The 23,379-nt window shown below is 71.6% G+C and carries 17 protein-coding genes and 1 pseudogene; 10 read left to right on the top strand and 8 right to left on the bottom strand.

Annotated elements, in window-relative coordinates; translation table 11 throughout:
* Positions 1 to 17: 17 nt before the first annotated feature.
* From rny to recA, 3 genes are all read right to left on the bottom strand, one after another.
* Positions 18 to 1,589, bottom strand: coding sequence for a ribonuclease Y (gene rny / locus ACTWPP_RS30895; RefSeq protein WP_443107895.1), 1,572 nt, complete (start codon positions 1,587 to 1,589; stop codon positions 18 to 20).
* A 381-nt stretch (positions 1,590 to 1,970) separates the two neighbouring features.
* Positions 1,971 to 2,555, bottom strand: a complete 585-nt coding sequence (locus tag ACTWPP_RS30890) for a regulatory protein RecX (protein ID WP_443107894.1) — start codon at positions 2,553 to 2,555, stop codon at positions 1,971 to 1,973.
* A gap of 213 nt (positions 2,556 to 2,768) precedes the next feature.
* Positions 2,769 to 3,875 carry a recombinase RecA gene (gene recA, locus ACTWPP_RS30885; RefSeq protein ID WP_443107893.1) on the bottom strand — a complete coding sequence of 369 codons (1,107 nt, stop codon included), beginning with the start codon at positions 3,873 to 3,875 and terminating at the stop codon, positions 2,769 to 2,771.
* 243 nt (positions 3,876 to 4,118) lie between these two features.
* Between recA and ACTWPP_RS30880 the strand changes: the two genes are divergently transcribed.
* The 3 genes from ACTWPP_RS30880 (at position 4,119) to ACTWPP_RS30870 (ending at position 6,639) form a co-directional block, all read left to right on the top strand.
* Entirely contained in the window at positions 4,119 to 4,988 is an 870-nt protein-coding gene (locus tag ACTWPP_RS30880; RefSeq protein WP_443107892.1) for an ATP-grasp domain-containing protein, read from the top strand.
* Between the two features lie 121 nt (positions 4,989 to 5,109).
* The gene (locus ACTWPP_RS30875; RefSeq protein WP_443107891.1) at positions 5,110 to 5,478 is read left to right on the top strand and encodes a hypothetical protein; all 369 of its coding nucleotides are present in this window, start codon (positions 5,110 to 5,112) and stop codon (positions 5,476 to 5,478) included.
* A gap of 3 nt (positions 5,479 to 5,481) precedes the next feature.
* Positions 5,482 to 6,639, top strand: coding sequence for a glutathionylspermidine synthase family protein (locus ACTWPP_RS30870; RefSeq protein WP_443107890.1), 1,158 nt, complete (start codon positions 5,482 to 5,484; stop codon positions 6,637 to 6,639).
* 7 nt (positions 6,640 to 6,646) lie between these two features.
* Here the strand turns inward: ACTWPP_RS30870 and ACTWPP_RS30865 are convergent, their stop codons facing one another.
* Positions 6,647 to 6,841, bottom strand: a complete 195-nt coding sequence (locus tag ACTWPP_RS30865) for a DUF3046 domain-containing protein (RefSeq protein ID WP_358450648.1) — start codon at positions 6,839 to 6,841, stop codon at positions 6,647 to 6,649.
* Positions 6,842 to 6,850: 9 nt separating this feature from the next.
* Positions 6,851 to 8,146, bottom strand: coding sequence for an alpha/beta hydrolase fold domain-containing protein (locus ACTWPP_RS30860; protein ID WP_443107889.1), 1,296 nt, complete (start codon positions 8,144 to 8,146; stop codon positions 6,851 to 6,853).
* Between the two features lie 119 nt (positions 8,147 to 8,265).
* Between ACTWPP_RS30860 and ACTWPP_RS30855 the strand changes: the two genes are divergently transcribed.
* Complete coding sequence (locus tag ACTWPP_RS30855) at positions 8,266 to 12,948, top strand: Lhr family helicase (RefSeq protein ID WP_443107888.1); 4,683 nt, start codon at positions 8,266 to 8,268, stop codon at positions 12,946 to 12,948.
* Between the two features lie 77 nt (positions 12,949 to 13,025).
* Here ACTWPP_RS30855 and ACTWPP_RS30850 read toward each other — a convergent pair.
* Positions 13,026 to 13,811 (bottom strand): annotated as a pseudogene (locus ACTWPP_RS30850) (DMT family transporter); the annotation flags it as partial.
* 92 nt (positions 13,812 to 13,903) lie between these two features.
* Here ACTWPP_RS30850 and ACTWPP_RS30845 point away from each other — a divergent pair.
* Positions 13,904 to 14,488 (top strand): TetR/AcrR family transcriptional regulator, encoded by a 585-nt coding sequence (locus ACTWPP_RS30845; RefSeq protein ID WP_443107887.1) that lies wholly within the window; start codon positions 13,904 to 13,906, stop codon positions 14,486 to 14,488.
* A gap of 4 nt (positions 14,489 to 14,492) precedes the next feature.
* On the opposite strand, the gene secA2 is transcribed toward ACTWPP_RS30845, so the two are convergent.
* Complete coding sequence (gene secA2 / locus ACTWPP_RS30840; protein ID WP_443107886.1) at positions 14,493 to 16,826, bottom strand: accessory Sec system translocase SecA2; 2,334 nt, start codon at positions 16,824 to 16,826, stop codon at positions 14,493 to 14,495.
* 233 nt (positions 16,827 to 17,059) lie between these two features.
* Between secA2 and ACTWPP_RS30835 the strand changes: the two genes are divergently transcribed.
* Positions 17,060 to 17,191 (top strand): hypothetical protein, encoded by a 132-nt coding sequence (locus ACTWPP_RS30835; protein ID WP_443107885.1) that lies wholly within the window; start codon positions 17,060 to 17,062, stop codon positions 17,189 to 17,191.
* An 81-nt stretch (positions 17,192 to 17,272) separates the two neighbouring features.
* Here ACTWPP_RS30835 and ACTWPP_RS30830 read toward each other — a convergent pair whose 3' ends face one another.
* Positions 17,273 to 18,499, bottom strand: a complete 1,227-nt coding sequence (locus ACTWPP_RS30830; RefSeq protein WP_443107884.1) for an ROK family transcriptional regulator — start codon at positions 18,497 to 18,499, stop codon at positions 17,273 to 17,275.
* 254 nt (positions 18,500 to 18,753) lie between these two features.
* Between ACTWPP_RS30830 and ACTWPP_RS30825 the strand changes: the two genes are divergently transcribed.
* From ACTWPP_RS30825 to ACTWPP_RS30810, 4 genes are read left to right on the top strand one after another with little or no spacing between them, the layout of a single operon-like run.
* Positions 18,754 to 20,019, top strand: coding sequence for an extracellular solute-binding protein (locus tag ACTWPP_RS30825; RefSeq protein WP_443107883.1), 1,266 nt, complete (start codon positions 18,754 to 18,756; stop codon positions 20,017 to 20,019).
* 36 nt (positions 20,020 to 20,055) lie between these two features.
* Positions 20,056 to 21,027, top strand: coding sequence for a carbohydrate ABC transporter permease (locus tag ACTWPP_RS30820; protein ID WP_443107882.1), 972 nt, complete (start codon positions 20,056 to 20,058; stop codon positions 21,025 to 21,027).
* Positions 21,024 to 21,866 (top strand): carbohydrate ABC transporter permease, encoded by an 843-nt coding sequence (locus ACTWPP_RS30815; protein WP_443107881.1) that lies wholly within the window; start codon positions 21,024 to 21,026, stop codon positions 21,864 to 21,866. The genes ACTWPP_RS30820 and ACTWPP_RS30815 overlap by 4 nt, the downstream gene beginning before the upstream one ends.
* A 20-nt stretch (positions 21,867 to 21,886) precedes the next feature.
* Entirely contained in the window at positions 21,887 to 23,329 is a 1,443-nt protein-coding gene (locus tag ACTWPP_RS30810; RefSeq protein ID WP_443108011.1) for a glycoside hydrolase family 3 protein, read from the top strand.
* Positions 23,330 to 23,379 lie beyond the last annotated feature (50 nt).

The following is a 23,379-nucleotide window of genomic DNA, read 5'->3' as shown; positions in this document are numbered from 1 at the left end:
GGGCGGGCACGGTCCGCTCAGCGGGCGAACTCGATCGCCCGGGACTCCCGGACGACGGTGACGCGGATCTGGCCCGGATACGTCAGCTCGTCCTCGACCTGCTTGGCGATGTCGCGCGCGATGACCTGCGCCTGGATGTCGTCGACGGAGTCGGGCTTGACCATCACCCGGATCTCCCGCCCCGCCTGCATCGCGAAGACCTTCTCCACACCCTCGTGCCTGTCGCGGGCGATCTCCTCAAGCCGCTCCAGCCGTTTGACGTACGCCTCCAGCGACTCCCGGCGCGCCCCCGGGCGGCTGCCGCTGACGGCGTCGGCCGCCTGCGTCAGCACCGCCTCGACCGTCCGGACCTCCACCTCGTTGTGGTGCGCCTCGATGGCGTGCACGACGTCCTCGTGCTCGCCGTACCGGCGCGCGATCTCCGCGCCGATCAGCGCGTGGCTGCCCTCCACCTCGTGGGTCAGCGCCTTGCCGATGTCGTGCAGCAGCGTGCACCGCTTGGCGACCTCCACCGGCAGCCGCAGCTCACTCGCCATGATCCCCGCGATGTGCGCCGACTCGATCAGATGCTTCAGCACGTTCTGCCCGTACGAGGTGCGGTACCGCAGCTGCCCGAGCAGCGCGATGAGCTCCGGGTGCATGTCGGCGATGCCGACGTCCACCAGCGCGTCCTCACCGGCCCGGACGCACAGCTGCTCCACGTCGCTCTTGCTGCGCTCGTAGATCTCCTCGATCCGCTGCGGGTGGATCCGCCCGTCCAGGACCAGCTTCTCCAGCGTCAGCCGCCCCACCTCCCGGCGCACCGGGTCGAAGCAGCTCAGCAGCACCGCCTCCGGCGTGTCATCGATGATCAGGTTGACGCCCGTCGTCGTCTCGAACGCCCGGATGTTGCGTCCCTCACGGCCGATGATGCGGCCCTTCATCTCGTCGCTCGGCAGATGCAGCACCGACACGACCGACTCGGCCGTCTGCTCGCTCGCGACCCGCTGGATCGCCAACGTCACGATCTTGCGGGCCCGCTTGTCGCCCTCCGCGCGCGCCGCGTTCTCGATCTCACGGGTGATCGGGATGGCCTCCCGCTTCGCCTGGTTCTCGATCGCGGCGACCAGCTCGCCCTTGGCCTGCTCCGCGCTGAGCCCGGCCGCCTGCTCCAGGACCTTGCGGCGCTCCTCGGCGACGCCGTCGAGCTCCTCCTTGCGGGCGTCGAGAGCCCTCCCGGTCTCGGCGAGCCGCCCCTGCCTCTCCTCCAGGCGCCGCAGCTCAGCGTCCAGCCGCTGCTCCCGTTCCGCGAGACGCGCCTCCCGGCGCTCCAGATCCTCCCGCACGGTCCGCAGATCGTCGCGGAGCGCCCGGCCCTCGTCCTCGACCTCCACACGCGCCGCCGACGCGATGCGCTGCGCCTCCCGCCCGGCCTTCTCCAGGACCTCCCCGGCGTCCCGTTTGGCCTTGGCCCGGATCTCCTCCGCCTCGCCCTGCGCCCGGGCCATCTCCGCCGCCGCCTTGCCGGGCATGCCTGGACGCCGCAGGACGACGATGACGAGAGCGACCAGGGTCACCAGCAGCGCTGCACCCAGCAGGACGCTCTCCATGAGGTAGATCCTTCCTCGCCGCGGACCCCTCTGGAATCGGGACCCTGCCTAGCGAGGATTTACTCGCGCCCATCGGACGGCCGGATGCACGACATCGCCGGGAAGCGCACTGCGCGCACCCCGGTCACTCGGCCGAATCCGGTCGACGAACGTGTCCTGTATGCCTCTCAGCTGCTGGAACGTGCTCGGTCGTATGGCAATCCGCGAGACGCGGAGTAACTCCTCACTGCCGTAACGGTAAGCGGCACAGAGGTAATGAGCAAGCAGTGTTTATTTTGCATTGCCCTTGACGTCGGGCCTTGGCGGCTCTCCCTCGGCGGGCACTGCGATGCGATCGCTGCATGGTTTCCCGCATGCCCGAGGGAGCCCGCGGGCGGCGGGTCAGTCGAGAGGGGTGGGGAGGTCTTCTGGGAGCGTGCCCTCTTCGGCCAGGGCCTCTTTGACCACTCGGTAGGAGAGGCCGGGTGAGTAGCCCTTGCGGGCGAGCATGCCCACCAGGCGGCGCATGCGTTTGGCGGGGTCGGCGCCCCGGGTGGCCGGGAGTTTGCGGGCCACCAGGGCGCGGGCGGTCTCCTCCTCCTGGGCGGGGTCGAGGGACTCGACGGCGTCGTTGACGGTCTCGTTCGCGACGCCGCGGCGGCGGAGTTCCTGGGCGAGGGCCCGTTTGGCGAGGCCGCGGCCGGCGTGGCGGGACTGGACCCATGCCTGCGCGAACGCCTCGTCGTCGATGAGGCCCACGTCGGTGAAGCGGCCGAGGACCCGTTCGGCGACGTCGTCGGGGATGTTCTTGCGCCGCAGGGCGTCCGCGAGCTGGGCCCGGGTCCGCGGTGACGCGGACAGCATGCGCAGGCAGACCTCGCGTGCGGCCCCCTCGGGATTCGACCCGCGCCCGCCCGCGTCCCTCGCCTGCGCGTCCGTGTCTTCGGGTCCTGGGAGCGGGCCGTCGCCGGGGTCACCCGGCGGCATTCGCCTCATGACGCGCCGAGTCGCGCGTCCGCCTCGTCCGGCGTGTCGGCGGAGGAGGCGTTGTGGGGGGCGTGGCGGCGTCCGTGGGAGCGGCGGCGCCATCGGGGAAGGTCCGCGCACCGGTCGTGCGGTGCGGGGTAAGGCGCCGCCGCCCTGCATACGAGATCATCGCTCACTCTTCGTCAAGAGTCACCCCTATCGGGGGATTCTCCGTCAGGATTCACCCGCCTTGGCCTTGGCGGCCTTCCTCCCGGCGGGCTTGGGGGCCGCCTCCAGGGGGGCGGGGGCCGGCGGGCCGGCGGGAGCCTCGGCCTCCTGGTCGACCTTCGGGCCGATGCCGAGCTTCTCCTTGATCTTCTTCTCGATGCCGTCGGCCATGTCGGGGTTGGCCTTGAGGAAGTTGCGGGCGTTCTCCTTGCCCTGGCCGAGCTGGTCGCCGTCGTAGGTGTACCAGGCACCGGACTTGCGGACGAAGCCGTGCTCGACGCCGAGGTCGATCAGGCCGCCCTCGCGGCTGATGCCCTGGCCGTAGAGGAGGTCGAAGTCGGCGACGCGGAACGGCGGGGCCATCTTGTTCTTGACGACCTTGACGCGGACGCGGTTGCCGACGGCCTCGGTGCCGTCCTTGAGGGTCTCGATGCGGCGGACGTCCAGGCGGACGGAGGCGTAGAACTTCAGCGCCTTCCCGCCGGTGGTGGTCTCCGGCGAGCCGAACATGACGCCGACCTTCTCGCGGAGCTGGTTGATGAAGATGACGGTGGTCTTGGTCTGGTTGATCGCGCCGGTGAGCTTGCGCAGCGCCTGGGACATGAGGCGGGCCTGCAGGCCGACGTGGCTGTCGCCCATCTCGCCCTCGATCTCGGCGCGCGGGACGAGCGCGGCGACGGAGTCGATGACGATGATGTCGATCGCGCCGGAGCGGATCAGCATGTCGGTGATCTCCAGGGCCTGCTCGCCGGTGTCGGGCTGGGAGACCAGAAGGGCGTCGATGTCGACGCCGAGCTTGCCGGCGTACTCGGGGTCGAGGGCGTGCTCGGCGTCGACGAACGCGGCGATGCCGCCCTGCTTCTGGACGCTGGCCACCGAGTGCAGCGCGATGGAGGTCTTGCCGGAGCCCTCGGGGCCGTACACCTCGACGACGCGGCCGCGGGGCAGGCCGCCGATGCCGAGCGCGATGTCGAGGGAGATCGCGCCGGTGGGGATCACCTCGACCGGCGCGCGGGCCTCCTCGCCCATCCGCATGACCGATCCCTTGCCGAACTGCCGCTCGATCTGGGCGAGTGCGGTCTCGAGAGCCTTCTCCCGGTCGTTCGCTGCCATGTGAGATGTCCTTCTCGTCGTGACTGTCGGCTCTCGGCCGCTGCCTGCGATGTCGAGGGCGACGTTACGGCGGGCCTCCGACACTTTGCGAGACCCGGGCGTGATTGTGGACGACGCCGTGCCCCGGACAAGCGTACCGAACATTAGTTCGATCATCGTCCGGTTCGCTGATTCGGTGGGAATCTCCGTGCGTTCCATGGTCCGAACCCCGTACGCTGGCGCCGTCCACGGAGGGTTCCAATCATGACGCTGACCGTTCTCTTCTGCGTCGATCCGATCCACCCTCGGCGCGTTGACCCGCACTTTTCCCGTGAGGCGGCGGCCGTGCGGGACCACTACGGCGAGATCGCCCTGGTCGACCATGACGCGTTGCAGCGCGGCGACGTGGACGACGCGGTCCGGGCGGTGCCCTCCGATCTGGGGCCCGTCTGGTATCGCGGCTGGATGCTCACCGGGGACGAGTACGCCGCGGTCTCCGCCGTCCTGAAGCGGCGCGGCACGGCGCTGCTCACGCATCCGGACGACTACAGGCGCGCGCATGAGCTGCCGGGCTGGCACGACACGTTCGCCGGGTTGACTCCCCACAGTGTGTGGCGGTCCCTGGGCGCGGGGCAGGATCCCGGTGACCTCAGCGAGCTGGAGGAGCTGGTCCGGCCGCTGCGCGGTGGGCCAGGCGTGGTGAAGGACTATGTGAAGTCGTGCAAGCACGAGTGGGAGGAAGCGTGCTTCGTCCCCGATGTGAAGAACCTCGCGCAGCTTCATGACGTCGCCTCGAAGATGGTCGCGCTGCGGGACGACCATCTGGCGGGCGGTCTCGTCGTGCGCGAGTTCGAGCAGTACGACGGCGACGGCGAGGCGCGCGTGTGGTGGGTGGACGGCGAGCCCGCGCTGGTGGGGCCGCACCCTGACAGCCCGGGTGTGGATCCCGATCCCGATCTGGACGCGGTGGCTCCGGCCGTGCGCGCATTGGGCTGCAGGTTCATCACGACCGATCTGGCGCGGCGCACGGACGGCGCGTGGCGTGTGGTGGAGGTCGGCGACGGCCAGGTCAGCGATCTTCCGTCGTCCGTGGACGCGATGGACCTCTACGCGCATCTGCCCGTTCCTGACTGACGGGCCGAGGGGCACGAAACGGCCGGCCCGGCATGAACCGGAACACGGTTCCCTGCGTCTCACCATCCAGGCCCCATCGCGCTGCATGGGGGCCCGCCGACGTGTGGAAGGAAGTGTTCTCTTGCCCCCACAGGAGCCCACTCGCCGGCTCAGCTCCCACGCCGTGAAGGTGGGGATGGTGAGCGCCCTCTCGTTGACCCTCGTCGCCTGCGGATCCGGCTCGACCACCGCGAGATGCGTCGACCGGAACTCTCCGGCGACGGGGAAGAGCGGCTACAGGGTCGTCCCCGACAGCAGGTGCGACACCGACGACATCGACGGTTCCAGCACGCCGTACGGCCGGTACTTCTGGTACTACGGCGGAAAGGCCGGCTCCGGCTACGTGTCGGGCGGCAGCAGGGTCCGTCCCGAAGGCAAGATCAAGTCCAGTAGCGGGCGCACGCTGAGCCGGGGCGGGTTCGGCGGTGGCGGCGGCCGGGGCGGGAGCTGACCGGTGCGCCGAATCCGTTCGACTCCGCGTGACGGCTGGGCCGAGAGGGTCGAGGCGCACGGCCTGGCCTTCCACCGGACCGCACACCCCGAGCACCTGACCCGGCCCTACTGGGACGAGTCCGTTCACTACGTCTTCGACATGGACGAGGTGCTGGCCCTCGAAGGGGTCGTCGAAGAGCTTCACCGGATGTGCCTGGAGGTGGTGGAGCACGTCGTCTCCACCGGCCGCTACCACGCCCTCGCCATTCCCGACTGGGTGGCGCCGCTCATCGAGGAGTCGTGGCGGCGCGGCGACCCCCATCTGTACGGGCGATTCGACCTGCGCTACGACGGGCACGGGCCCGCCAAGCTTCTGGAGTACAACGCCGACACCCCGACCGCGCTGGTCGAGAGTTCCGTCGTCCAGTGGTACTGGCTGCAGGACACCCATCCTGGGGACGACCAGTGGAACTCCATTCACGAGCGGCTGGTCGCCCGCTGGAAGGAGATCGTCCCGGCGGTGGACGGCGGTCCGGCCCATTTCGCCTGGACGACCGGTGACGAGACCGGCGAGGAGGTCATGACGATCGCCTACATGCAGGAGACCGCCGAGGAGGCGGGCCTGCCGGGCGTGGCGATCGCCATGGAGGACATCGGCTGGGATCCCGCGCGCGAGCGATTCGTCGACCTGGACGAGCAGGAGATCCGGACGCTCTGCAAGCTCTACCCGTGGGAGTGGATCGTCGCGGAACCGTTCGGGCGCAGCATCCCGGGCGCGCCCACGTCGTGGATCGAGCCGATCTGGAAGATGGTGCTGTCGAACAAGGCGCTGCTCGTCCTTCTCTGGGAGTTGTTCCCCGGGCATCCCAACCTGCTGCCCACGTACCTGAACACGCCGTCGAACCTCACGTCCTACGTGCAGAAGCCGCTGCTCGGGCGGGAGGGCGCGAGCATGCGCATCGTGACGCCGGACGGAAGTGAGCAGCGCACCCAGGGCGACTACGGCGCGGAGGGGTTCGTCTTCCAGGAGTTCTGCGCGCTTCCCGACTTCGACGGCGAGCATCCGGTGCTGGGGGCGTGGGTCGTCCATGACGGGGCCGCCGGAGTCGGTATCAGGGAGACGTCCGGGCTGATCACCGACGACACGTCGTCGTTCGTCCCGCACCGCGTTCCGCTGTAGCAGGGGTCTACTGAAGCCTCGACGGGACGTCGAACGTGGCGACGACGGCCTTCCAGACCTTCTTGGCGGGTTCGCCATCGGCGAAGGCCTGTTCGATGGTGCGGCCGTTGAGTTCGGCGAGGACGTAGTCCTTGGCCACGCTCTGGGCGTAGCTCTCGCCGAACTGCTGGTTCATCCGATCCCAGAAAACTGTGAGCCGCACCTGTCCACGCTATCCGACGGCGCCTTCCCCCAAGGCCGGACCGGTCGCCAAGGACTCCGTGACCTCGCCGGGGACAGCCGGGCCGGAGTCCTGGCGGTACTGCCGGTGCAGCCCGGTCAGGTACCGCTCGACGCCTTCGATGACGCGGGCCGTCCGGTATGAGGGGAAGACGTCGAAGGCGTGCTGGGCACCCTTCATTTCCGCGTAGATGACGGGTGCGTCGGAGACGTCCCGGAGCCGTTCGACGAATCGGCGGGCCTCCGCCACGGGGATGAGCGAGTCGCGGCTTCCGTGGATGACGAAGAAAGGCGGCGCGTCCTTGCTGATGTACGTGACAGGGGACGCCTTGGCGTACGCCTCCTGGTTCTCGGCGAAAGGCTGCTTGATGACCATTCGCTCAAGGATGCGTGTGTCGCCCATGGGGCGCGGCCATGGTCCCGCTTCGAAGAAGTTGTAGACGCCGTAGAAGGGCACGGCGCCCTGCACGGTGGTGTCGGCGTCCTCGAAACCCGGCTGGAACTCCTGCACGTTGGCGGTCAACGCGACCATCGCCGTGAGGTGCCCGCCGGCCGAGCCGCCTGTCACGCAGAGGAAATCGGGGTCGGCGCCGTACTCCTCGGCGTGCTCCTTGTACCAGGCGACGAAGTGCTTAAGGTCGATCAGGTGCTCGGGCCAGGTGGCGCGGGGGCTGAGCCGGTAGTTGACGTTGAAGCCCACCCATCCTTGGAGGGCCATGTGGTTGAGGAGGGGCAGGCCCTGCTCACGCTTGTCCCCGATCACCCATGCGCCGCCGTGGATCTGCATGAGCCCGGGACGCGGTCCGCCGCCGGAGCGCTCACCGGCGGGACGGAAGACGTCCAGCTTGAGGCGCAGCCCACCCTCGTCGTGGAACACGATGTTGCGTTCGACCCGGACGCCCCTGCGCGGGATCAGGCACAACTGCGGCACGATCAGGTGCGCCAGCGGATAGCGGGGCGCGCCTTCCGGGTCCAGGTCGAGGGGTGCGCCACAGTCCCGCAGGGTGACGGTCGTACGGCGCGACGCGACGAGGGTGGCCGCGACGCCCGCCATGCCGAGGACCGCCAAGGCGAGTCCCGCCCAGCCGGCCCACCCGGCCAGTCCTCCGGACATCGCCACCAGCGCGGTCGCCGCCGCCCATGTGACGAGCACATGCGGCGCCATCTCGATCGTCAGCCACGCGCAGAAGAAGCCCGGAGCGAGCAGGACGGCGTTGCGCGGGGGAGCGTGCGCGTTGGCGGCGACAAGGGCGAACAGGATTCCGAGGGCGAGCAGGGCGTAGGGCATCGAGACCCCCTTGGCGGCGGATGTCCTACCCGTAGACCTTGCCCGGACAAGCGCTTGCTTACAATGTGACGCGCGCCACGCCGTCGCATTCTGTCGGACCCGCGAGGCACTATGGCGCCATGGGCGGTGACGTGCTCGAACGATTCTCCCCGGCGACCCGTGCCTGGTTCGCCGGGGCGTTCGCCTCGCCCACCCCCGCACAGGCCGGGGCTTGGGAGTCGATTTCGAGCGGCGACAGCACGCTGGTCGTGGCGCCGACGGGCTCCGGCAAGACCCTGGCGGCGTTCCTGTGGTCGATCGACCGGCTCGCCCACGAACCCGCGCCTGAGGATGCCCTGCGGCGCTGCCGGGTGCTGTACGTGTCGCCCCTGAAGGCCCTCGCCGTGGACGTCGAGCGCAACCTGCGCGGCCCGCTGACCGGCATCCGCCACGCGGCGCGGCGGCGCGGCCTGCCCGAGCCCGCCATCCGCGTCGGGATGCGGTCGGGCGACACCCCGGCCGACGAGCGCCGGCGGCTGGCCGTCAAGCCGCCGGACATCCTGATCACGACACCGGAGTCGCTGTTCCTGATCCTCACCTCCCGCGCACGCGAGTCGCTGCGCGGAGTCGAGACCGTCATCGTGGACGAGGTGCACGCGGTCGCGGGCACCAAACGCGGCGCGCATCTGGCGCTGTCGCTGGAACGCCTCGACGCCCTCCTCGAACGGCCCGCCCAGCGGATCGGCCTGTCGGCGACCGTCCGTCCCGCGGACGAGGTGGCGGCGTTCCTGGGCGGGACGAGGCCCGCGACGGTCGTCCAGCCGCGTTCCGACAAGGTCTTCGACCTCGACATCGTCGTCCCCGTCGAGGACATGGGCGAGGTGGGCCGGTTCGTCGACGACTCCGGTGCGGCCGATCCACGCCAGCGCAGCATCTGGCCCCATGTTGAGGACCGCCTGCTCGACCTCATCCAGGCGCATCGTTCGACGCTCGTGTTCGCCAACTCGCGGCGGCTGGCCGAACGGCTCTGCGGACGGCTGAACGAGCTCGCCTACGAACGCGCGACCGGCGGCCCTCTGCCCGAGGACCACTCCCCCGCGGCCACGATGGCCCAGGCGGGGGCGGCCAGAGGGGCACCCCTGGAAATCGCCCGCGCCCATCACGGTTCTGTCTCCAAGGAAGAACGGGCCGGTATCGAGAACGCGCTGAAGGAGGGCCGCCTCCCGGCCGTCGTGGCGACGTCCAGCCTGGAACTGGGCATCGACATGGGCGCCGTCGATCTGGTCGTCCAGGTGGAGTCGCCGCCGTCGGTGGCGAACGGGCTCCAGCGCGTCGGACGCGCGGGCCACCAGGTCGGCGCCGTGTCCAAGGGCGTCATCTTCCCCAAGTACCGGGGCGACCTCGTGCAGACGGCGGTGGTGGCCGAACGCATGCGCGGCGGCGAGATCGAGGAGATGCGTTACCCGCGCAACCCCCTGGACGTCCTCGCCCAGCAGATCGTCGCGATGGTCTCCATGGACGAGTGGACCGTCGACGACCTGGAGTCCGTCGTCAAGGGCGCCGCCCCTTACGCCGCACTCCCCCGCTCCGCGCTTGAGGCGACGCTGGACATGCTCGCCGGGCGCTACCCCAGTGACGAGTTCGGCGAACTGCGTCCACGCCTTGTCTGGGACCGCGTGACCGGCGTCCTGCGCGACCGTCCCGGGGCGCAGCGCCTCGCGGTGACCAGCGGCGGGACGATCCCCGACCGTGGCCTGTTCGGCGTCTTCCTCGTCGGCGAGACTCCGTCCACCCGGGGGACGACCCCCGGAGCCCCCGGGAGATCGCGCGTAGGGGAACTCGACGAGGAGATGGTGTACGAGTCGCGCGTCGGCGACGTGTTCGTCCTCGGCGCCAGCTCGTGGCGCATCGAGGACATCACCCCAGACCGCGTGCTGGTCTCGCCCGCTCCCGGGCAGCCCGGCAAGCTGCCGTTCTGGCACGGCGACACACTGGGGCGTCCCGCCGAGCTGGGCCGCGCGCTCGGCGCGTTCACCCGGGAACTGGCCGGGCTCCCCGGCGACGACGCACGTGCGCGCGTCTCCGCCGCCGGGCTGGACGAGTGGGCGTCCGCCAACCTCGTGTCCTACGTGGGCGAGCAGCGGGAGGCCACCGGGCACGTCCCCGACGACCGCACGATGGTCGTCGAGCGGTTCCGCGACGAACTCGGCGACTGGCGCATGGTCGTCCATTCACCGCTGGGCGCGCGTGTGCACGCACCGTGGGCGCTGGCCATGGCGGGCCGTCTGCGCGAACGGTACGGCGTCGACGCGCAGGCCATGCACGCCGACGACGGCATCGTCATCCGCATCCCCGACATGGACGAGCCTCCCAGCCTCGATCTGGCCGTCTTCGACGCCGACGACATCGAACGCATCGTCGTGGACGAGCTGGGCGGCTCGGCGCTGTTCGCCGCGCGGTTCCGCGAGTGCGCGGCGCGCTCGCTGCTGCTGCCGCGCCGCCGACCCGACAGGCGCATGCCGCTGTGGCAGCAACGCCAGCGCGCCGCGCAGCTGCTGGCCGTCGCGAGCAAGTACCCGTCGTTCCCGATCGTGCTGGAGACGATGCGGGAATGCCTGCAGGACGTGTTCGACGTCCCGGGCCTGGTCCAGCTGATGCGCGACCTGTCGGGACGCGAGGTCCGCATGGTCGAGGTGGAGACGCCCGAGCCGTCCCCTTACGCCCGTTCCCTGCTGTTCCACTACGTCGGCGCGTTCATGTACGAGGGCGACTCGCCCCTCGCCGAACGCCGCGCCCAGGCGCTCGCCCTCGACTCGGCGCTCCTTTCCGAACTGCTGGGGCAGGCCGATCTCCGCGAACTCCTCGATCCCGAGGCGGTCGCCGACACCGAACGCGAACTCCAGCGCCTCGCCGCCGACCGCCGCGCCCGCGACCTTGAGGGCGTCGCCGATCTGCTCCGCGCCCTCGGCCCCCTCACGACGGCGGAAGCGGCGGAGCGCACGCTTCCCGCGGGCGCGGCCGCCGACCCCGGACCGGGCGGCCACGCCGACGCCGGACCGGGCGGTGACGCGATGCCGGTCGCCGCCGATGAGCTGCTCGTCCAGGTGTCGCGGTGGCTGGCGGAGCTGGAGGCGACGCGGCGGGCGATCCGCGTCAGGATCGCAGGCGAGGAGCGCTGGGCCGCCATCGAGGACGCGGGACGGCTCCGCGACGCCCTCGGCGCGCCGCTGCCCGTGGGCGTCCCCGAGGCCTTCCTCGAACCGGTCGCCGACCCGCTCGGCGACCTGGTCTCCCGGTACGCGCGCACGCACGGGCCGTTCCGGGCGGGCGAGCCGGCCGCCCGTTTCGGGCTGGGCGTCGCCGTGGTCGTCGAGACGCTGCGGCGGCTCGCGGGCGCGGGACGGGTCGTCGAGGGCGAGTTCCTGCCCGTCGGGTCCGTGTCGGGCCCGCTGACGAGCGAGTGGTGCGACACCGGCGTGCTGCGGACGCTCCGCCGCCGGTCCCTGGCCCGGCTCCGCGCCGAGGTGGAGCCGTCCCCGCCCGAGTCGCTCGGGCGTTTCCTGCCCGGCTGGCACGGAATCTCGGGCGGGTCCCGGTTGCGCGGCATCGACGCGCTCGTCCAGGCGGTCGAGCAGCTTCAGGGCGCGGCGGTGCCCGCGTCGGCGCTGGAGTCGCTGGTCCTGCCGTCGCGGGTGCCCGGCTACTCCCCGGCCATGCTGGACGAGCTGACGTCCGCGGGCGAGGTCGTGTGGGCGGGCCAGGGCGGGCTGCCGGGCGGAGACGGCTGGGTGGCGCTCTATCTGGCCGACACCGCGCCGCTCCTCATGCCGGAGCCCGCGGAGATCACGCTCACGCCGGCGCACCAGGCCGTCCTGGACGCGCTCGGCGACGGCGGCGCCCTGTTCTTCCGGACGCTGTCGGACCGGGTGAACGAGCACGTCACCGCCAGTGACGCCGACCTCGTCACCGCCGTGTGGGACCTGGTGTGGGCCGGGCATCTCACCAACGACACGATGGCTCCGCTGCGCGCGGCACTCGGGTCCGGCCGCCCCACGCATCGTTCCCGGACGACGACGCGCCGCGGCCGCCCCGTGCTGCCGTCCCGGACGGGCCCTCCCACGGTCGGCGGACGCTGGTGGCCGCTCCCCGGGCGGGAGACCACCGCGACCCTGCGTTCGCACGCACTCGCCGAGGCGCTGCTGGAGCGGTACGGCATCGTCATACGCGGCGCGGTCGCGGCCGAACGGACACCCGGCGGGTTCGCAGCCGTCTACCCGGTTCTGCGCGCGTTCGAAGAGACGGGCCGTTGCCGGCGCGGCTATTTCGTCGAGGGCCTGGGGGCCGCCCAGTTCGCCCTGCCGGGCGCCGTCGACCGGCTCCGCGCGCTCCGTCCGGCGGCGGCCCCGGACGACGTCTCCGCGCTCTGGGAGACGCCGCGCAAACCCGGCGACCGTGCTCTCGTGCTGGCGACGGCCGATCCCGCCAACCCGTACGGCGCGGCCCTGCCCTGGCCGGAACGCGACGACGAGGTCGCCAGCGGCCACAAGCCGGGCCGCAAGGCGGGTGCGCTGGTGGTGCTGACCGAGGGCCGCCTCGTCCTCTACGTCGAGCGCGGCGGCCGGACACTGCTGACCTGGGACGACGACTCCGGCGTACTGCAACCGGCCGTGGACGCGCTCGCCCTCGCCGTCCGGGAGGGCGCCCTCGGGAAGCTGACCGTGGAACGCGCCGACGGCGCGGCGATCGGCGATTCTCCGCTGGCCGCCGCGCTGGAGTCGGCGGGCTTCCACCCGACGCCCCGCGGCCTGCGCCTGCGCGCCTGACCGGCGGGGGCGCGCAGGGCCACGGCGACGGCGGCGGCGCAGACCAGGACGCCGATCACGGAGAGCGGGGTCAGTGTGCTGCCGAACATCATCCAGCCCCAGAGCATCGTCGTGGGCGGGGTGAGGTACAGCAGGGCCGAAACACGAGCGACACCGGTGCGGCGCACGTTGACCCAGTACAGCCCGTACCCGCCGAACATCGCCACCGCGACGAGGATGGCGATGGCCGTCCAGAAGAGGGGGTCGGCGGGCGGGACGAGCGCGCCGTCCGCGCCCGCGAGTCCGGAGAACAGCACCGCGCTGACGCCGGCCTGGACGGCCAGGGCCTCGGGCAGGGCCGCGGCGGGCCGTGTGCGCCGTTCGATGAAGGTGGCGCCGACCAGCGACAGCATCGCGGCGAACGGCAGCGCGTAGGCCCAGGCCGGGGCGCCGCCGCGCAGGTCGCCGCCGACGACGAGGGCCACTCCGGCGAGCCCGGCGACGAACCCCGCGAGCTGCCTGCGGGTGATCGGCTCACCGAGGATCGGGACGGCGAGGGCGACCGCGACGAGCGGCTGCAGCGAGGCGATCAGGCTGTTGATGCCGGCGGCGACGCCGTGTTCGGCGGCCGCGAAGACCCCGTACAGGTAGCCGCCCTGCGCCAGCATCCCGATGACCACGTGCAGTGCCAGGTCTCGCGGCGGGATCCGGCGCCGCCGCCACGTCAGCCACGCGCCGAGCACGGCCGCGGCGATGATGAACCGCCAGGCCAGCAGGGCGCTCGCGGGAGCGCTTCCGGTGCCGAGTTCCGCGCCGATGAAGCCGGAGCTCCAGGTGACGACGAACGCGGCGCCGAGGAGGGTGTCCGGGCGGCGGACGGCCATGATCGCTCCCTAGGTATACATACCGGTATGGCTACAGAGTATCTATACCGGTATGTATACTTGTGGTGTACCTCGAGGGAAGGGAGCGCCTCATGCCCGCCACCGCCCAGGACCGGCCGCTCACGCCCGCCGCCCGGCGGGTGCTCCGGGTCGCCGAGCAGCTGTTCTACGAGCGCGGCATCGGCTCGGTCGGCATGGAGCTGATCGCCGCCGAGGCCGGGGTCACCAAGAAGACCGTCTACGACCGGTTCGGCTCCAAGGACGCGCTGATCCTCGCCTACCTGCGCGCCCGCGACGAACGCTGGCGCGACTTCGTGACCACCCGGATCGCCGCCGTCCCGGACGCCCGCGAACGCGTCCTCGCCACCTTCGACGCCCTCGACGCCTGGCAGGCAGCCGAGGCGGAGCGCGGCTGCTCGATGGTGAACGCCTGCGCCGAGCTGCCCGACGCGTCCCACCCCGTCCACGGTGCGGCGGCCGGGCAGAAGGCATGGCTGAGGGACCTCTACGCGGGCCTCGTCGACGAAGCGGGGATGGCCGACGACCAGGGGATGCTGGCCGATCAGCTCCTCATCGTCCACGAGGGCGCGGTCATCGCGTTCAGCATCGGCGGCATCCGCGACGCCGCCGCGAAGGCCCGCGCCACCGCCGCCGCGATCCTCCCCCGCACCGGCTGAGGCGTCAGCGGCGGCGGCCCTTGAACATGTTGATCAGACCGCGGAGGGCCCGCTCGTCCAGGGAGCCGAACGGGTTGTCGTGGACGAGGTACGTCCACGTCGCCGAGGGACGCTTGAGACCGGCGGAGTCGAGATCGATGCCGTCCTCGGACGCGGTGAGCGCCTCGAACGCGGCGATCGAGCGCTTCCTCGCGTCGGCGAGGAGGCGCTTGCCCGCCGGGACGGCCTCCCGGTTGAACTCGACCAGCGGGTCGAGGCCGCGGCCGAGCGACCGCAGGTGGATGCCCTCGCGCAGGTCGGCGAGGTAGGCGAGGTGCTCGGCCCAGCAGCGGTCGAGCTGGTACAGGACGATCTGGCGCGCGGCGGCCGCCACCGCGTCCGCACCGGCGATCTTGGTGAGTTCGGCGTGCCGCCCGGAGGCGTCCGCGGCCATGGCCCGGTCGGCGGCGTCACCGTTCAGGACGGCGTCGCGTTCGGCGAGGAGTTCGCGGCGCTGCAGGCCGATCAGATGGCTGTAGCGCCACGTGTTGCGGTGCAGTTCCAGGTCGACGCCCTCGGCGACGCGCTGGGCGTGCCCGACGATCCAGTGGGCGCCCTTGTCGGTGATGAGCCCCTCGTCGTCCGCGGCGGCCTTCGTCTTCTCGTCGGGCGCGTAGCGGGTGACGAGCTCGTCCTGGAGGCTGGTGAAGAACACCGAGCCGCCGGGGTCGCCCTGGCGCCCGGCGCGGCCCCGGAGCTGGTCGTCCAGGCGGCTGCTGTGGTAGCGGCCGGTCCCGATGACCAGGAGGCCGCCCGCCTCAGCGACGCGGTCGTGGTCGCCGCCCGCGGCCTCGGCGGAGGCGGTGCCGGGCGCGGACGACGCGGGGCTGCCGCCGAGGCGGATGTCGGTGCCGCGGCCGGCCATCTGGGTGGAGACGGTGATCGCGCCGTACGCCCCGGCCTCGGCGATGATCGCGGCCTCCTCGGCGTCGTTCTTGGCGTTGAGGACGACCCGGTCGAGGCCGGCGCGGGCGAGGCGGCGCGCGAGCCGCTCGGACTCGGCGACGTCGCCGGTGCCGATCAGCACCGGGCGGCCGTCGGCGTGGGCGGCGGCGATCTCCTCGACGATCGCGACCTCCTTGTCGGCGGCGGTCGCGTAGAGGCGGTCGGGCTCGTCGTCGCGGACGCAGGGCGTGTTCGGCGGGACGACCGCGATCTGCAGCGAGTAGAACTCGGTGAGCTGCGCCGCGACGGCCATCGCCGTGCCGGTCATGCCGCACCGGACGGGGTAGCGCCCGATCAGCTCCTGGACGGTGATCGAGTCGAGGATCTCGCCGCTCGGGGACGCCTCCAGAGCCTCCTTCGCCTCGACCGCGGCCTGCAGCCCGTCCGGCCAGCGCTGCAGCAGCGCGACCCGCCCCCGCGACTCGCTGATCAGCTTCACCGTGCCGTCGCGGACGATGTAGTCCACGTCGCGGTGCAGCAGGACCTCGGCGTGCAGGGCGACGTTGACGGCGGTGAGGGTGCGCAGGTGCTCGGGCGCGTAGAGGTCGACGTTCAGGACGCGTTCGACCTCGTGCGTCCCCGCGGGGGTGAGCTGGACGTTGCGGGCCTCGTCGTCGGCGGAGTAGTGCAGGCCGGGCCGCAGCCGGCGGACCAGGTCGGCGTACCGGGGGTCGGCGGCGTCGAGGTCGGCGGCGCCCGCGAGGACGAGCGGCACCATCGCCTCGTCGACCAGCACCGAGTCGGCCTCGTCGATCAGCGCGACGGCCGGCTCGGGCTGCACGACGTCGCCGGGGTCGGTGACGAGCCGGTCCCGGAGCAGGTCGAAGCCGACCTCGCTGACCGGCGCGTACGTCACGTCGGCCCGGTAGGCGGCACGGCGCTCGTCCGGCGTGGACGACTGCCCCACCCAGCCGACCGTCACGCCGAGCCGCTCGTACAGCGGGCCCATCCACTCGGCGTCGCGGCGCGCGAGGTAGTCGTTGACCGACATGACGTGGACCCGCCGGCCGCGCAGCGCGTAGCCGGCGGCGGCGAGGGCGCCCGACAGGGTCTTGCCCTCGCCGGTGGCCATCTCCGCGACGTGCCCGGACAGCAGGGCGAGCGTGCCGATGAGCTGCACGTCGAACGGCCGTTCTCCCAGCGTCCGGCGGGCGGCCTCCCGGCCGAGGGCGCACAGCTCGGCCAGGTCCTCCTTCTCTCGGAGGACGGACGCGGCGGCGGTCAGCTCCTCGTCGGACAGCTCCCGGACGCGGGACTCGCGCTCGCCCGCCTCGCCGACCAGGGCGCGGAAGGGCGCGAGGTCGACGCTGCCGGGCTTCTGGACGAGCCGCCGCAGCCGGTCACGCAGCGCCATGGCGCCGCCTCGGTTCATCGGTCACGGTTCCCCCAACGGGCCGTACTGGACTGCGTTCCCCATCATGATCCCAGCACGGGGCCCAGGGTCGGCCCGGGGTGTTCTCCGCACTTGGTCTGACCTCGATTTCATTCCTCGGGTGGATCCCCCGGGCCGCTCGCGTTTGAGAGCATGGACCCATCACGGGGCTGGCGGTGGCGAGGGGAAAACGCCACCGCGGAACGGGGTTCGCAATGACGCCTACGGCACGCAAGGCCGCCGCGCTACGGCGCAAGCGGCAGGTCATCAGTCGGACGGTCATCGACCGCGCGCTCAACGACCCGCGGCGCCACCCGGAGCAGGTCGCCGAGGCGGCCGCCAAGTAAGAGGGGGAAGGCGCCGCCGAGCGCAGTACGGGGAACGCTCCAGAGCGCCTCCGCCGGATCGGCGGGGGCGCTCTTCGCCGTTCAGGACGCGCCCGCGGCCGAGAAGACGTCGTCACGCGCCTGTTCGAGCGCCGCGTGCAGGGCGCCGCGCAGGACGGGGTTGCCCTCCACCTCGGTCACCGCGACGGCGGGGCGGGTCGGGCTGATCCGTCCGACGATCTCTTCGATGCGGGTCGCGAGGGGCCTCCCGCCCACCCGGCCGAGGCTCCCCGACAGCACGACGAGCCCGGGGTCCAGGACGATGTTGACCGAGGTCACGCCGTAGGAGATGCGGCGGGCGAGATCGTCCAGGAAGGCGCCGCCGCGGGCCTCGTCGGCGGCGGCCGCGCGGACGCAGTCCACCGCGGTCGGCTCGGCGACGCCGTGCTCGTGGGCGAGGGCGCGGACCCCGTCCGCGCCGACCAGGGCGCCGTAGCCGCCGGCGAGGGTCGGGATGCCCCAGGTCGTCGACTCGGTCACGCCCTCGTCGGCGGGGCCGCGCCGGGCCGCGCCGAGCGGCAGCGGCGCCCCGGGGACCGGCAGGTAGCCGATCTCGCCGGCGCCGCCGGAGCGGCCGCGGTGCAGCCGGCCGCCCAGCATGACCGACAGGCCCATGCCGCGGTCGAGCCACATGAGGGCGAAGTCGTCGGCGTCGCGCGCGGCGCCGTAGGCCCGTTCGGCGATGGCGGCGAGGTTGACGTCGTTCTCGATCGTGACGGGGCGGCGCAGGTCGGTCTTCAGCGCGGCGAGGACGCCCTCGTGCCAGGCGGGCAGGTCGAAGGAGAACTGGACGTCGCCGGATTTCGGGTCGACCACGCCGGGGGTGCCGATGACGAAGGCGCTCAGCCTCGACAATGCGACCTTCGCCGAGCGGCACGCCTTGACGACGGCGCTGTGCACCATCTTCACCGGCTCGTCGGCGCCGTTCGGGTCCACGGTGACCTGGGCGACGATGTGCCCGGTGATGTCGGCGACGCCGGCGGTGACGCCGTCCGGTCCCACTTCGAGGCCCGCGACATAGGCGCTGGACGGGACGACGGCGTACAGGGCGGCGTTCGGCCCGCGTCCCCCGGCCTGCGATCCGACGACGGCGACCAGCCCGCGGTCCTCGAGCCTGGACAGCAGCTGGGAGGCGGTTACCTTGGACAGCCCGGTGTGCTCGCCGATCTGCGCGCGGGTCAGCGGGCCCTGGTCGACGAGCAGGTCCAGTGCGGCGCGGTCGTTGAGCTCGCGCAGCAGCCTCGGCGTTCCCGGGCGATTGGCGGCCATGCTGATACCCCTCGATGTCTCAATCCGCTAACGAGCAGTTTTGTTTAGGAAAGTTTCTTGTTAGTTTACGCTCAGGCGCCGACCGGTCCGTACCCCGGGCTGGGGGCGCTCGCAGAGCGCCGACTGGCGAGCAGGGCGCCCGCGTGCGATGCGAACGCGAGAGGGGCATGGCTGGGACCCTAAAGGGTCCGCGCCGTGTCCACTCGCACCGCAGGCCACAAGGCCGCGCGAGGCGATGCCGGAAAGGATCCCCAATGAAGTACATGAAGGTCGCGGCCGCGGCGGTCGCGATCGCCCTGGCCGCCACGGCCTGCGGCGGCGAAGACGGCGGCGAAGACGGTACGGGCAAGGACCCGGCGCAGCTCAAGGTCTGGATGATGGGCGAAGGAACCCCGGAGCAGACCAAGTTCCTCGACACCGTCGAGGCGGACTTCAAGGCCGAGCACCCGAACACCGACGTCCAGATCAAGTACGTGCCGTGGCCGCAGGTCGCCACCACGTTCCAGAAGGCGGCCGCCGGCGGCGAGGGCCCCGACGTGACCGAGATCGGCAACACCGACGTCCAGTCCCACATCGAGCAGGGCAACCTGGCCGACATCACCGGCGAGTTCGACGCCTGGGCCGACGGCAAGACGCTCAACAAGACCGCGCTCGGCAACGACCAGGCGGACGGCAAGACCTACGCGGTGCCGTGGTACGGCGGCGTCCGGGCCGTCTGGTACCGCACCGACTGGTTCCAGGAGCTGAACATCCAGCCGCCGAAGAACTGGGCCGAGCTGACCGCGGCGGCGAAGAAGATCCAGGACGCCAAGGACGTCCCCGGCATCGGCGTGCCGAGCGACCAGACCAACGCTCTGCTCAGCTTCATCTGGGGCAACAACGGCGCCGTGGCCGTCCAGGACAACGGCAAGTGGAAGGGGATGCTCGACCAGCCGCAGGCCGTCGAGGCGGTGAACTACTACGCCGGTCTCGTCGGCACGGAGAAGGTCGCCCCCGAGAAGTACATCGGCAAGAACGAGCTGGAGGGCCCGCAGCGCGACTTCGCGCTCGGCAAGCTCGGCATGTACTTCGACGGCAGCTGGGCGCTCAAGGAGATGAAGAAGGTCTCCGACAAGAACGTCGACAAGTGGGGCGTCTTCCCGATCCCGGCCAAGACCGGCGGCAACGCCCCGGTCATGGCGGGCGGCTCCGACCTCGGCGTCTGGGCCGACAGCGAGGCCAAGGCCGCGGCGTTCGACTACATCACGATCCTGAACAACGCCAAGAACGCCAAGGCGTGGGCCGACTACAGCGGCTTCTCGTCCATGCGCTCGGACGTGAAGTTCTCCGACCCGAAGCTGGCGATCTTCACCGAGATCGCCGCCAACACCAAGTTCCCGCCGATCAGCGCCGGCTGGGGCGAGTTCGAGCAGGCCAAGAAGGTGCTGCCGAACGCGGTCAAGTCGGTCATGCAGGGCGAGCCCGCCGCCGAGGAGATGAAGAAGGCGAACGAGCAGGCCAACACCCTGCTGAACCCGTAGCACGCCCGCGTCGCACACCAGCTGATCGGAACGTCCATGCTCGACACCGCTCCCGCGGTGCGCGGGACGCCCGGCCGGAGACCCTCCGGCCGGGCGCGCCCCCGCCGCAGGCCCCGCCTCGGGCCCTACCTGCTCATCGCGCCCACCGTGGTCGTGATCGCCGTCCTGATGTTCTGGCCGATGATCCAGATCGGGATCATGTCGTTCCAGAAGGTCGGCAACCGCCAGCTGCGCGGCGAGCCGGCCGAGTCGGTGGGGACCGGGAACTTCGAAAAGATCTTCAACGACCCGTTCTTCTGGCAGACCCTCAGGCAGACCGTGCTGTTCGCCGTCGTCGCGGTGACGCTGACCCTGGTCATCGGGACGCTGGTGGGCCTGCTGCTCAACAAGCTCGGCAAGCGGATGTCGGCCTTCGTCGCCGGCGGCGTGATGATCGCCTGGGCGACCCCGCCCGTCACCGCCGCGATCATCTTCACCTGGCTGTTCGGCTCGACCGGCGGCCTGGTCAACTGGACCCTGGACCTGCTCCCCGACGTCCTCGTCGGGGGCGGCTGGAGCGACTACAACTGGTTCGCCAAGCCGCTGTCCACCTACACCGTCCTCACAGTGTGCGTCGTCTGGCAGGCGTGCCCGTTCGTGGCCGTGTCGGTCCTGGCCGGGCTGAAGAGCGTCCCGGGCGAACTGTACGAGGCGGCCCGGGTGGACGGGTCCGGCCCGTGGCGGACGTTCTGGAGCATCACCTACCCGATGCTCAAGCCGATCTTCCTCGTGCTGATCGTCATGTCGATCATCTGGGACTTCAAGGTGTTCACGCAGCTGTTCATCATGGCCGGAATGGCCAACCGCGACGCGTTCAACCTGTCGCTGTACGGCTACTCCGAGGCGTTCGGCTCACTGAATCCGAAGCTCGGCATGGGCTCGGCCATCGCGCTGGTGCTCACGATGATCCTGCTCGTCGTCACCGCCCTGTACGTGCGGGTGATGGTTCGTCAGGGGGAGACGAAGTGAGACGCTCAACGGCTCGCAAGACCTTGCTGAACGGGACGGGGCTGCTCGTCTTCGTCCTCGCGGTCTTCCCCGTCTTCTGGATGGCGTCGACGGCGTTCAAGCCCAACACCGAGATCTTCAGCACGACGCCGAAGCCGCTGCCCGTCCACCCGACGCTGGAGCACTTCGACCTGGTGCTGAACGGCGGCATCGCCGAGGTCTCCTTCTGGGCGTACTTCCGCAACAGCGCGTTCCTGGCCCTCGCCACCGTCCTGGTGTCGGGCCTGCTCGCGCTGCTGGCCGCGACCGCCGTGGCCCGGTTCCGCTTCCGGTTCCGCACCACGTTCCTGATCATGCTGCTGGTGGTGCAGATGGTGCCGCTGGAGGCGCTGGTCATCCCGCTGTTCCTGGACCTGAAGACGCTCGACCTGCTGAACAGCCTCGCCGGGCTCACCCTCGTCTACATCGGCTTCGCCGTGCCGTTCGCGATCTGGATGCTGCGCGGGTTCGTCGCCGCGGTGCCGCGCGAACTGGAGGAGGCCGCCGCCATCGACGGCGCCGGGCCGATCCGGACGTTCTTCACGGTCATGCTCCCGCTCGTCGCGCCCGGGCTGGTCGCGACCAGCATCTTCTCCTTCATCACCGCCTGGAACGAGTTCATCTTCGCCTACACGTTCCTGGAAGACCAGGACAAGTACACCCTGCCGATCATGCTGCAGTTCTTCTTCGGCCGCAGCGGCAACGCCTGGGGGCCCATCATGGCAGCGTCCACGCTGCTCACCATTCCCGTCATCGCCTTCTTCCTCCTGGTCCAGCGCCGCATGGTGTCCGGCCTCACCGCCGGGGCGGTGAAGGGGTGACGACCGACGACATCGCGACCATGGCGGAGATCGCCCGGCTGGCGCGCGGCACCCTGCTCCCGTCGTTCCCGGGCGCGACGGCCCCGCGCTGGCTGCTCGACGAGCTGGAGGCCGGCCTCGCCGGCGTCACGCTGTTCGCCCTCATCGGCAACGTGCCGAGCCCGGAGTCGCTCGCCGCGCTCACCGCGCGGCTGCGCAAGGCGGGCGACCCGTTCGTGACGATCGACGAGGAGGGCGGCGACGTCACCCGCCTCGGCGGGCACCGGGCGGGCAGCCCCTACCCGGGCAACGCCGCGCTCGGCGCCGTGGACGACCCCGGGCTGACCCGCCGGATCTACCGATCACTGGGCGCGGAACTCGCCGAGGTGGGCGTCAACTTCAACTTCGCGCCGTCGGTGGACGTCAACACCGCCGACGACAACCCGGTGATCGGCACCCGCTCGTTCGGCTCCGACCCGGCCCTGGTCGCGCGGCACGCCGCCGCGTCCGTCGCCGGTACGCAGGAGGCGGGCGTCGCGGCCTGCGCGAAGCACTTCCCGGGCCACGGCGCGACCGTGGACGACTCCCACCTGTCCATCCCGCTCGTCGACGCCGACCTGGACCTGCTGGAGCGCCGCGAGCTGGTCCCGTTCCGGGCGGCGATCGAGGCCGGCACCCACGCGGTGATGACCGGGCACCTGAACCTGCCCGCGATCACCCGCGGGATACCGGCCACGCTGTCCCCCGACGCGATCACCGGGCTGCTGCGCGAACGGCTCGGATACCAGGGCGTGATCGTCACCGACGCCCTCGACATGGAGGGCGCCAGCGGCGCGATCGGCATCCCCGAGGCGTCCGTGCGGGCGCTCATCGCCGGCGCCGACCTGCTGTGCCTCGGCCCGAACGAGCACGCCGAGACCGTCCGGGCGACGCTGGCGGCCATCGGCGCGGCCGTGCGGACCGGCCGGCTGTCGCCGAACCGGCTGCGCGACGCGGCCGAACGCACCGCCCGGCTCAAGGAGTGGCTCGCCGGGCACTCCCCCGCCGCCGTCGACCGGGCCGCCGGGCTGGAGGCCGCCCGCCGCGCCATCCGCGTGTCGGGCTCGCTGCCCGGCTGGAACGGGGCGCCGCTGATCGTCGAGACGGAGTCGACCGGGAACATCGCGGTCGGGCCCACCCCGTGGGGCCTCGGCCCATGGGCGCCCGACGCCGTCCAGGCCGGCGGAGCGGACGGAACCGCGGACCGTGTACTGAAGCGCGCCACGGGACGCGGCCTGGTGATCGTCCTCCGCGACGCCCACCGGCACGCGGGCCAGCGGGCCCTCACCACGACCCTGCTGACGGCCCGCCCCGACACCGTCGTCGTGGAGATGGGCCTGCCCGTCTGGCGCCCCGGATCGGCCGTCTACCTGGCCACCTACGGCGCCGCCGCCGCCAACGCCCAGGCCGCCGCCGAACTGCTCGGCCTCACCTCCGCCATCTGACCCGTGGCGCGCCCGCAGGCTCGAAACCTGCCTTCGGACGCGATCGCGAT

The sequence above is a fragment of the Actinomadura sp. 3N407 genome (genome assembly GCF_052245875.1).
In the GTDB taxonomy this organism is placed as follows: domain Bacteria; phylum Actinomycetota; class Actinomycetes; order Streptosporangiales; family Streptosporangiaceae; genus Spirillospora.
The sequence above is the reverse complement of the archived record's forward strand: the minus strand, read 5'-3'. Positions and strand labels throughout refer to the sequence as shown.

What these genes read in the sequence shown, in the direction of transcription:
- ACTWPP_RS30845 (WP_443107887.1), top strand. Translation starts at nt 13,904, where the DNA reads ATGCCCGCCACCGCCCAGGACCGGCCGCTCACGCCCGCCGCCCGGCGG.
- ACTWPP_RS30835 (WP_443107885.1), top strand. Translation starts at nt 17,060, where the DNA reads ATGACGCCTACGGCACGCAAGGCCGCCGCGCTACGGCGCAAGCGGCAG.
- recA (WP_443107893.1), bottom strand. Translation starts at nt 3,875, where the DNA reads ATGGCAGCGAACGACCGGGAGAAGGCTCTCGAGACCGCACTCGCCCAG.
- ACTWPP_RS30860 (WP_443107889.1), bottom strand. Translation starts at nt 8,146, where the DNA reads ATGCCCTACGCCCTGCTCGCCCTCGGAATCCTGTTCGCCCTTGTCGCC.
- ACTWPP_RS30880 (WP_443107892.1), top strand. Translation starts at nt 4,119, where the DNA reads ATGACGCTGACCGTTCTCTTCTGCGTCGATCCGATCCACCCTCGGCGC.
- ACTWPP_RS30830 (WP_443107884.1), bottom strand. Translation starts at nt 18,499, where the DNA reads ATGGCCGCCAATCGCCCGGGAACGCCGAGGCTGCTGCGCGAGCTCAAC.
- rny (WP_443107895.1), bottom strand. Translation starts at nt 1,589, where the DNA reads ATGGAGAGCGTCCTGCTGGGTGCAGCGCTGCTGGTGACCCTGGTCGCT.
- ACTWPP_RS30810 (WP_443108011.1), top strand. Translation starts at nt 21,887, where the DNA reads ATGGCGGAGATCGCCCGGCTGGCGCGCGGCACCCTGCTCCCGTCGTTC.
- ACTWPP_RS30820 (WP_443107882.1), top strand. Translation starts at nt 20,056, where the DNA reads ATGCTCGACACCGCTCCCGCGGTGCGCGGGACGCCCGGCCGGAGACCC.
- ACTWPP_RS30855 (WP_443107888.1), top strand. Translation starts at nt 8,266, where the DNA reads ATGGGCGGTGACGTGCTCGAACGATTCTCCCCGGCGACCCGTGCCTGG.
- ACTWPP_RS30890 (WP_443107894.1), bottom strand. Translation starts at nt 2,555, where the DNA reads ATGCCGCCGGGTGACCCCGGCGACGGCCCGCTCCCAGGACCCGAAGAC.
- secA2 (WP_443107886.1), bottom strand. Translation starts at nt 16,826, where the DNA reads ATGGCGCTGCGTGACCGGCTGCGGCGGCTCGTCCAGAAGCCCGGCAGC.
- ACTWPP_RS30825 (WP_443107883.1), top strand. Translation starts at nt 18,754, where the DNA reads ATGAAGTACATGAAGGTCGCGGCCGCGGCGGTCGCGATCGCCCTGGCC.